The 8,563-nt window shown below is 63.8% G+C and carries 8 protein-coding genes; 7 read left to right on the forward strand and 1 reads right to left on the reverse strand.

The window, feature by feature from the left end; translation table 11 throughout:
- Positions 1-14 precede the first annotated feature (14 nt).
- Positions 15-1,685, forward strand: a complete 1,671-nt coding sequence (locus tag EXQ71_06045) for a hypothetical protein (protein MSO87065.1) — start codon at positions 15-17, stop codon at positions 1,683-1,685.
- Here the strand turns inward: EXQ71_06045 and EXQ71_06050 are convergent.
- Complete coding sequence (locus tag EXQ71_06050; GenBank protein MSO87066.1) at positions 1,682-4,117, reverse strand: MMPL family transporter; 2,436 nt, start codon at positions 4,115-4,117, stop codon at positions 1,682-1,684. The two genes, EXQ71_06045 and EXQ71_06050, sit on opposite strands and share 4 nt — an antisense overlap.
- Before the next feature lie 149 nt (positions 4,118-4,266).
- Here EXQ71_06050 and EXQ71_06055 point away from each other — a divergent pair, with 149 nt between their 5' ends.
- The 6 genes from EXQ71_06055 to EXQ71_06080 form a co-directional block, all read left to right on the forward strand.
- Entirely contained in the window at positions 4,267-4,929 is a 663-nt protein-coding gene (locus EXQ71_06055) for a peptidoglycan-binding protein (GenBank protein MSO87067.1), read from the forward strand.
- 160 nt (positions 4,930-5,089) lie between these two features.
- Positions 5,090-5,689, forward strand: a complete 600-nt coding sequence (locus EXQ71_06060; GenBank protein ID MSO87068.1) for a hypothetical protein — start codon at positions 5,090-5,092, stop codon at positions 5,687-5,689.
- Between the two features lie 38 nt (positions 5,690-5,727).
- A complete protein-coding gene (locus tag EXQ71_06065) occupies positions 5,728-6,897 on the forward strand; it encodes a DUF2855 family protein (GenBank protein ID MSO87069.1) in 1,170 nt (389 codons plus the stop codon).
- A complete protein-coding gene (locus tag EXQ71_06070) occupies positions 6,894-7,541 on the forward strand; it encodes a TetR/AcrR family transcriptional regulator (GenBank protein MSO87070.1) in 648 nt (215 codons plus the stop codon). Before EXQ71_06065 ends, EXQ71_06070 begins: the two co-directional genes overlap by 4 nt.
- Complete coding sequence (locus EXQ71_06075; protein ID MSO87071.1) at positions 7,538-8,248, forward strand: hypothetical protein; 711 nt, start codon at positions 7,538-7,540, stop codon at positions 8,246-8,248. Before EXQ71_06070 ends, EXQ71_06075 begins: the two co-directional genes overlap by 4 nt.
- A 62-nt stretch (positions 8,249-8,310) precedes the next feature.
- Positions 8,311-8,563, forward strand: a 253-nt coding sequence (locus EXQ71_06080; protein MSO87072.1) for a hypothetical protein, incomplete at its 3' end; no start/stop codon positions are given.

Below are 8,563 nucleotides of genomic sequence, written 5' to 3' on the forward strand. Positions count from 1 at the left end.
AGGTAATCATTCGTATGGATTCCCACTGGTCCTACCGTCTGAGGCCCCGCACCGTGTGGGCGCTGAGATTGCTGGCCTGGGTGCCGCCGTCGCTGAGATTGCCGGTCGCGGAGCGGTTCCTGCGTCGACCCGAACAGCCAGGGCCGGCGTCGGAACACGTGCTGCAGTACTTGGTGAGCTCAACCATCGACCGGGGCCGAGGGGTCGACGCCAAGCCCGGCGCGGGTGCGCCCCGATCAGAGGCGGCACCCAAGAAGCGGGTGAAGAAACCGGTCCTCGTGGGGCAAGCCGACTTTTTCTACAAGGGCCAATACCGTCAATACGCCACCCCAACCATGGGGGCGTTCGCCATGACCGCCACCGGGGTCTTGGCCGCCACCAGCGGGTCGCCCACGGGTGTGCTGTTTGGCCGCCGGCGGCCCACGGTGGCGGCGATGCTCTCGGGCCATTGCGATACGGGTGCCGCGCCCATCGTGGTTCTCAGCGGCGAGGCGGTTGCGCTGGCCGTCTTTCTGCCGAGTTGGGATTCGGCGACCGCCGCTGAAGAAGTAGCCCAGTGGCTAGCGGGGCGAGGACCGTTGCCCAGTCACTACGCCGATCTCGAAAGCGGTGTGCGGGTGGCGGGCGACGAGGGCGTGCCGCGCACGCGAGTACGCCACCGCGCGGGCAGCGTCATCGGCATGGTCGGCGCCGCGTTGCGTTCGCGCCACCTCTCGCTCCTTGCGTTGCACCCCCATGACCCAGACGCGATGGGCCTGCACCTCACGTTGTTTGCCGTGGAGGCGCTCGACGCGGATGCGTTAGAGGAGCAATATTCCTTGCCCGCCGAGGAGATTGCGGCCCATCGCAGGGCGGCGAGCGACCACCACGAGTTCCTCGTGTTTTTGGTGGGTGGCACCGAAGAGGTGTTCACCCAGTGCTCGCAGAATCTCTTCGTAAAAGAGGCGCTCGACTCGCCCAGTGGAGATGAGGGGGTGGTGGCCACCGGGAATGCAGCGCTCGGGGCGCCGTCGCTCGAGGGCTTCTTGTCGCATCAGTTCGAGGCGGTGCAGATCACCGCCTCGGCCGATGGGGTGCCGGGAGCCTCGCCCCGAAATGGGCAGATTGGGCGTGCGTGCTTTGTGGGGCATCGCTTCGGCCGGGCCTATCTCCTCATTCCGTATCACCCCGGCAACGCCATACACGGGCACGCCGCCAAGATGTGGTCGAACCCGTTCAGTACCGTGGTGATCCCTGATGACCACACTGAGTTTCGGTGTGTGGCGCTCTCTGGAGCGAGTGGGATCTCATCTCACGCCAGCGTGGTGCGCCGGTTTGATCACGTGGCCGCATTGGCAGCGCAGCCCGATGGTGAAGCCGAGGCCAACACGAAGGAGCCGGTCTACTGGTTTGTGATGAGGATCGAGGAGGTCCTCTGGGAGCAGGAACGGTTGGCGGGGAACCGATTAGTGGCCGAACGAGCGGCCTGCACGATCAATGCCGAAGGTGAGGGCCGTCATACCAAGAAACCCAAATACTTCGCTACCGCCGTGGCGGCGGAGTACGACATGGCGTTGCAGCATCAGCGTGAATCGGCTGGTCGGCCGGTTGATCCCGCCGGGGTCGTGCGGGCCGACTGGGTGGAATCGCTCGAGGGTGCCTTGGCCTTGCGCCGGGAGCACCTCGCCACCCTCGGCACCGGTTAGCGGGCGTTATCGCGAGGGGTTGTCGCGGCGGCCACCAACGGGGGATCTGCGGACAGGTCGGTCGCTGGGCCTTCGATATTGAGGTGCGGTAACCAGTTGAGCCACTTGGGAAACCACCAGGCGGCTTTCCCGAGCAGTTCCATTGAGGCGGGTACCAACACCATCCGCACGATTGTTGCATCGATTAACACGGCTACGGCCATACCAAATCCGATGAGTTTGATGGTCGGACTGGCGTTGGTGACGAACGAGGCAAACACCACGATCATGATGAGCGCGGCGGTGGTGATGACTCGAGCCGTCTTGGCCACCCCGAGCACTACCGAGGCGCGGGGATCGTGGGTGCTATCCCATTCCTCTCGGATCCGAGACATGAGGAACACCTCGTAGTCCATCGACAAGCCGAACAGAATCACAAACATGATCAACGGCACGAACGACACGATAGGAACCACCGTGGACAGGCCCACGAGGCTCTTTCCCCAACCCCACTGGAATATGGCCACCACCACGCCGTAGGACGCCGCGATGGAGAGCAAGTTGAGAAGCGAGGCTTTCAACGGAACCAACAGCGATCGGAAGATCAGCACCAACAACAAGAAGGCACCCAGGACAACGGCAGCGATCACGATGGGCAAGTAGCGCACTACCACGGCGGTCAGGTCGATGTTGGTGGCGGTGTTGCCGCCGAGCGCCGTGGTGATACCGGTCCCGGCGGTGGCTTTCTTAAGATTCGACCGCAGGCTGGTTACGAGTTCATGGGTAGTGGGATCATCGGGCCCGGTTTCCGGTGTGATCTCGTACACCACCGCGGTGGTCGCCTTGGCGTTGTTGGGTATCGGTCCCACCGAGTACCGCACCCCCGGGACCGTGTTGGCTGGTTGCAGGGCACCCAGTGCTTTGCTCACCGGCGCCAAGGTCTTCCATGCGTCGGTGAATGCTTGGGGCTTGCCCTTGGGCAGGGTGGCCACCACTAGCAGGGGTCCATTGGTTCCGGGGCCGAACGCCTGATCGATCGACACAAACGCTTCCCGTTGGGAAAGGCCAGTGGGTAGCGAGGAGTCGTCGGGAATGCCGAAGTTCACGCGCAGGAAGGGTGCCGCCAACAGCAACAGCACCGCCGTGCCACCAATCAGGCTCGCCCATGGCCGCTGCGACATGGCCTGCGCGAACCGGCCCCACAAACTCTTGGCCGGGTTGGGATCGGCGTTGGTTGAACCGAACGGCAGGCGGAATCGGTCGATCTTGTTGCCGGCGAAACCGAGCAGCGCAGGCAACAGCGTGATGGCGGCGAGGATCATGACGGCCACCCCGATGGCCGCCCCAATCCCCAGGCTCTGGACCACTGGAATCGGCACCAGCACGAGGCCGAGCAGCGCAATGCACACGGTGAGGCCGGCAAACAAGGCGGCCTTCCCCGCCGTAGCCAAGGCCAAGGCCGCCGCATCGTGGGGCTCGTAGTCCTCGGCAATGAACTGGCGGTACCGGGTGACAATCAGAAGCGAATAGTCCAGACCGACGCCGATACAGATCATCAGCGTTACCTGGGGAACGAACGTGTTCACCGTGATGACTGTCGCGAGGAGGTAGACGAATCCGCTGGCCGTCACCGCACCGAGCAGCGCGGTGGCCAGTGGAATGGCCATGCCGAACACCGAGCCGAACGCCAGCAGGAGCAGCAGCGCGCCCAGCGCCAAACCCACTTCGTCGGCGTGGTTGGCCCACCACGACACCGGTTGGTTGTACGTATCAGCAACCTCTCCACCAATGGCCACCGACAGGTTGCCGGGGGGCAGGTTTGTCGCGGCATCGCTCAGGGCCCGGTAGGTGTTGGGGTACCTATCGCCCGCCAGTTTGATATCGACTGGCTGGGCCGTCGTCAGTTCCATCAAGGTTTTTTCGAAGGTAACCGTGGCGTAGGCCACCCGACCATCAGGCGACACCGACAGCGGAAGATTGGGGCCCAATGCCGTCACGGCGCCTCGTTCGGCTTCGGGGAACGCCGCCGCTAGCTCGGCCAAACGAGTTTGGGCATTGTCCGTGAACGGATTTCCCACCGAGGCCACGCCGGGGGTTTTTGCGAGCTCGGCCACTGCTCTAGTGACGGCGGCCTGGTGGGCGGGAGTGGTGAGCGTTTCGCCCTTGGGAACCGAGAACACCACCGTCGCCGTCGCGGCATCCAGAGCCGGGAACTTGTTAGAAAGCAGGGTCAGAGCGGCTTGGGAATCTGTGTTGGGGATAGAAAAACTATTCGAAAGGTCGTCTTGATCGCGCACGCTCTGGTAGCCAGCGAACACCAGGAGAACCATCCACACCAGCAGGGTCACGCGGTGATGCACCGAAATGAACCGTCCGAGCCGTCCCAGGAAACCCAGATCGGCTGCACCACTACCAGGGGGGCCGGTGGCAGAGGCTTGGTTGGTGGGAGACATTGCGAGAACCTTTCGAACTATTTGTGTGCATTTCCGGAGGGGTTCGTCCGGAATCCGGGCACGGCGGCGACGCGGCTAGTACCGTGCGAATTTCCGTCGCAAGTTGCGGTCGGTAGAAATCTATCCGGCGATGAAAGAGAGATTTCCACATGAACATTTCCCCACTGCGGGCGGCGGGTGCGGCCGCGATAGCCTTAGCTCTGCTTGCCGGTTCGGCCTGTAGCAATGACGATTCGTCCTCCGATACCACCGAAGCGACCACGACCACGACCACCGCGGATGGTGATGATAGGTACGAGGCGATCATCTTCGACAAGATGATCCAGGGTCAGTTGGCCACGGTGGGTTGTTTCACTGGCGCCGATGACGGCATCATTGGTCCGTTGACCGATGCCGCCATCGTGGCGTACCAGACCGCCAGAGGGCTCGAGGCGGACGGCGAGCTCGGGCCGAAAACGGACGCTGCGTTGAGCGAGGACGCCGCCGCCAACAAAATAGTGTGCGTGGCGGCTCCTACGCCCACCACCGCTCCTACAACCAGCACTGTTCCCCCCGCGAATTTCGCGCCTTGCACCGGCACCGCGCTCGTCAAGGAGCTCCCCGATCCCGAGGCCAAGGTCGTCAAATACGGCTGTGTGGAGGAAAACGGCCGTTGGGCCGGGGTCAAATACGTGGATGCCGACACCGGAGGTGCGATCTTGAAAGCCGCCAGCGGCGTATGGGTGATTCAGGACACGGAAGCGCTCTGTGCCGCGGCCAGTCCGGAGGTGCCTGAGGAGATCAAGGAGATCGGTTGCATTACCAAGCCCTGACCGCAGCCAGCTAAGCGACGAAGCACGGCGGGGCCACGGCCGTGGTCGCTCGCCTCCGGGGACACAAGCGGGGGCAACGGGATGAGGTTCCCGTTGCCCCGCCCCCAGCGAAAGTCACCCCCCTATGACCAGCGAACTCCCGACCCGACTCATCTCCGACATGCGCGGTGTTCGTTACGGCGAGGTGTTGGCCGTGTATCAACGCGGTACCGGGTTCGAAGCCGAAGTGTTCGGCACCCAGATGTTGAACGACTGCCCTCAGGAGCTGTGGGAGACACTCGACGCGTCGGCTATCGCGGCGGAGATGGGGGCGCTCGTCGTGAAACTCAACGGACCTCGCTACTGGATGCTCGACGGACTCGGCCAGAAAGTGGCCCCCGTGGATCCGATCATGCGGGACTTCAACGGCATCATGATGCGGCGAATCGCCACCGTGGATCTTGGCGAAAACCCCACCCAGCAGCCCTACCTCGAACGCTACGTGAACCGGGGCGCGGTGTTCTTCTTCGACGCCGGCGCACCGATTTACGAACTGGTCAATCCCGATGGCTTGGCTTACGTGTTGCAGGCCTACTGCGTGGGTGTCGACCCCAGCCTCTCCGAGACGAGCCTGAGCGCACTCGGTGATCGCCTGGCCCTCCCGCCAGGGTGGTCGTTCCGGGCCCGCATTCTTGAGCACGAGATGATCATCGATACCACCACGACCATTGCCACGGTGCTGCAGGACGAACTGGAAAATAGTTACACCCTGCCCGGGTAGATCAGCGGCGAACCCTCGGGTGGCTGGATTGCCAAGAAATGAAGGTGGCAGTTATCCTGCCAATAGATTCCGATGGTCTCGGCACCGTCGGTCCGCTTAGTGGCCACGAGGAGCTCCCCATCACGATTGAAGTAGCGCGACACGATTTGGCCCACGTTCGGGTGGTGTCCTCCGACGGGCCGACCCTCGAGAACGGCCAGACCCGAATCCGGGTGGAGGCCTTTGCCCTTTCCACCAACAACATCACCTACGCCGTCTTCGGCGACGCGATGCGTTACTGGGATTTCTTCCCGGTGGATGCCGAGGCGGCCGGATTATGGGGGCGCGTGCCGGTATGGGGATTCGGAGAGGTGGTGGAGAGCCGATCGCCGCTTCTCGAAACCGGGGAGCGGCTGTACGGCTACTACCCGATGGGGGCGGAACTGGTGATCACCGCCGGTCGATCCGATACCGCCGGTGTGTCTGACGTGGCGCCCCATCGGGCCGAGATGGCTGGCGCCTACAGCCGGTACGTGCGCTGCGCGGCCGATCCGCTCTACCGCGCTGATCGCGAACGCCACCACATGTTGCTCTACCCACTGTTCTTCACGGCGTTTCTCATCGACGACTTCCTGCTCGACAACGACGGCTTCGGGGCCGATCAAATCGTGGTCTCGAGCGCGTCGAGCAAGACGGCCATCGGGGTGGCTCACTTGGCGAATCAGCGAGGCGCTCGGGTAGTGGGATTGACCTCGGCCGCCAACCGGGTCTTCACCGAGAGCCTCGCCGTCTACGACGTAGTGCACACCTATGACGAACTTTCCGACGTTGAGATCCGGCCCTCGGTTTACGTGGACATCACCGGAAACCGCGATGTATTACACGCCGTCCATACGCGGTTGGAGGGCGTGTTGGGCCACTCCATGGCGGTGGGGGGCACCCATTGGGATCACGAGGCCGCCGCCAGCCTCGACGTTCCCGAACCATCGCCCGCCTTCTTTTTTGCTCCCCTGCAGATCTCCAAACGCCGCCAGGATTGGGGGGCGGGCGAACTGGACCGTCGGCTCGGGGCCGCCTGGGACCAGTACGTGACCTGGACCAACGAGTGGATCGAGTTCCATGACGCCCACGGCGATGAGGCGGTGATCGCCGTCTATCAGGAACTTCTCGCCGGTCATTCTGATCCCCGGGCTGGGTTCATCTGCGCCCTGCCGGCGAACCTCGGATGACCCCGCCAAGTATGAATCTAACGGCCCCGGCGGTGTTCGTCGACGGTCGGATGGCCCGTCGCGACCGCAACCGCATCGCGGTCCTCGATGCGGTCATCGCCCTCTTCGCCGAGGGGGTGCTCGATCCAGTCCCCGACGAGGTTGCGGCTCGATCGGGTCTGTCGGTGCGATCGGTGTATCGCTACTTCGAGGACCGCGACGCGCTCCTGCAGGCGGCGATCGGCCACAACCTTGATCGGGTAATGCCGCTGTTTTTGATCCACGGCATCGGCGAAGGCGCCTTCGATATGAGGGTGGCGCAATTCGCCACGGCCCGGCTGCGCTTATACGAAGCCGTGGTGGCATCCTTTCGGGCCTCTTGTGCCCGGGGGGCAGCCGACAAAATCATTCACGACCAGGTGGATCTCACCCGTCGAGCCCTGCGGGAACAGACCGAAAAGCACTTCGCCCCCGAGTTGAGAAAATTTGCTGCCCCGGCCCGGCGAGCACGCGGGGCGGCGCTTGATGCCCTCACTCAGTTCGACACCCTCGACCATTACCGGATCCAACGACAGTTCTCGGCGAGAGAGACCCGTGCTCTGCTCGTCGAGGCCATCGGCGCCCTGCTCACTCCCGTCCTTGAACCTCGAAAGGCCCAGTCATGACCGAACAACCGCAACCCGCCTACGGCACCCCCAACTGGGAGATGCTCGGCCGCTGGATGCAGTTAGATCCCCATGATGATGGGCCGTTCTGGGCGCTGAACCTGATGAAATACCACGCAGTGGCCCGCTACGCGGACGGCCAGGACGGCGTGTCCGGACGCGAGGCCGACGACGCCTACGCCCCCCTCGGCCCGCTCGCTGCAGTGGGGGCGGCGGTGGTGTTGGTGGGTGACGTTCGAGACCAACCTCTCGGCGACCCGGCGTGGGACCGCGTGGCGATCGTGCGCTATCCGACCCGGGCCGCCTTCTTTGCCATGCAACAGCGCGACGACTTCAAGACCCAGCACGTGCATAAGGAAGCCGGCATGGAGTTCACGATTGTGATGTCGTGCCTTCCGCTCACCCATACCGACGAGGGCACCCCGGAAGGTTCACTGGTCATAGTGGTAGGTCACGCCGCCGCCTTAGACCCGATACCCGGGGTAAGCGAGATCGCCCACTTCACCGTGGAGGGAGTGATCGTGGGCGACGACCGTTCCTTCGCCGGCGTTCGCTTCTTGCGGGTCGTAGATCTGGGCGCCCTGTCCACGCTGGTGGAAGCCGTCTCGGTGCCCGAGGGCACTCAGGTGCTGGTGGTAGATCTAACCATCGATCGGCTCCTGGCCAGCCTGGCGGATGCCGATCAGGGGCCCGGGGCGCTCCCATGACTCCCCCCTATCAGCGTTGCACGGCCAGGGAATCCGGCCCGTGGCCCCGCGTGGTGGCGGCAATGGTGGCGTTCAGTATGGCCGTGAGCGCCTGTGGGTCCAGCCCTGAACCCACCTCCGGCAGCACCACCAGTACCGCCGATACCTCTGCCACGACGGCGGGGCTGGATCTGCGAGGTGAGCGGTACTGCGAGGTGTTGGCCCTCACCATTGTTGACGGGATGGGTACGGCTGATGTCTACAACAGCTTTCCCATGAACAGATGTCCGGAGGGTCTTTGGTCGAAACTCGATGCCGCCGCCATTGCCGCCGAGC

The organism is Acidimicrobiia bacterium (assembly GCA_009694375.1).
In the GTDB taxonomy this organism is placed as follows: domain Bacteria; phylum Actinomycetota; class Acidimicrobiia; order Acidimicrobiales; family VFJN01; genus VFJN01.

What these genes read in the sequence shown, in the direction of transcription:
- EXQ71_06065 (MSO87069.1), top strand. Translation starts at nt 5,728, where the DNA reads ATGAAGGTGGCAGTTATCCTGCCAATAGATTCCGATGGTCTCGGCACC.
- EXQ71_06045 (MSO87065.1), top strand. Translation starts at nt 15, where the DNA reads ATGGATTCCCACTGGTCCTACCGTCTGAGGCCCCGCACCGTGTGGGCG.
- EXQ71_06055 (MSO87067.1), top strand. Translation starts at nt 4,267, where the DNA reads ATGAACATTTCCCCACTGCGGGCGGCGGGTGCGGCCGCGATAGCCTTA.
- EXQ71_06075 (MSO87071.1), top strand. Translation starts at nt 7,538, where the DNA reads ATGACCGAACAACCGCAACCCGCCTACGGCACCCCCAACTGGGAGATG.
- EXQ71_06070 (MSO87070.1), top strand. Translation starts at nt 6,894, where the DNA reads ATGACCCCGCCAAGTATGAATCTAACGGCCCCGGCGGTGTTCGTCGAC.
- EXQ71_06060 (MSO87068.1), top strand. Translation starts at nt 5,090, where the DNA reads ATGCGCGGTGTTCGTTACGGCGAGGTGTTGGCCGTGTATCAACGCGGT.
- EXQ71_06050 (MSO87066.1), bottom strand. Translation starts at nt 4,117, where the DNA reads ATGTCTCCCACCAACCAAGCCTCTGCCACCGGCCCCCCTGGTAGTGGT.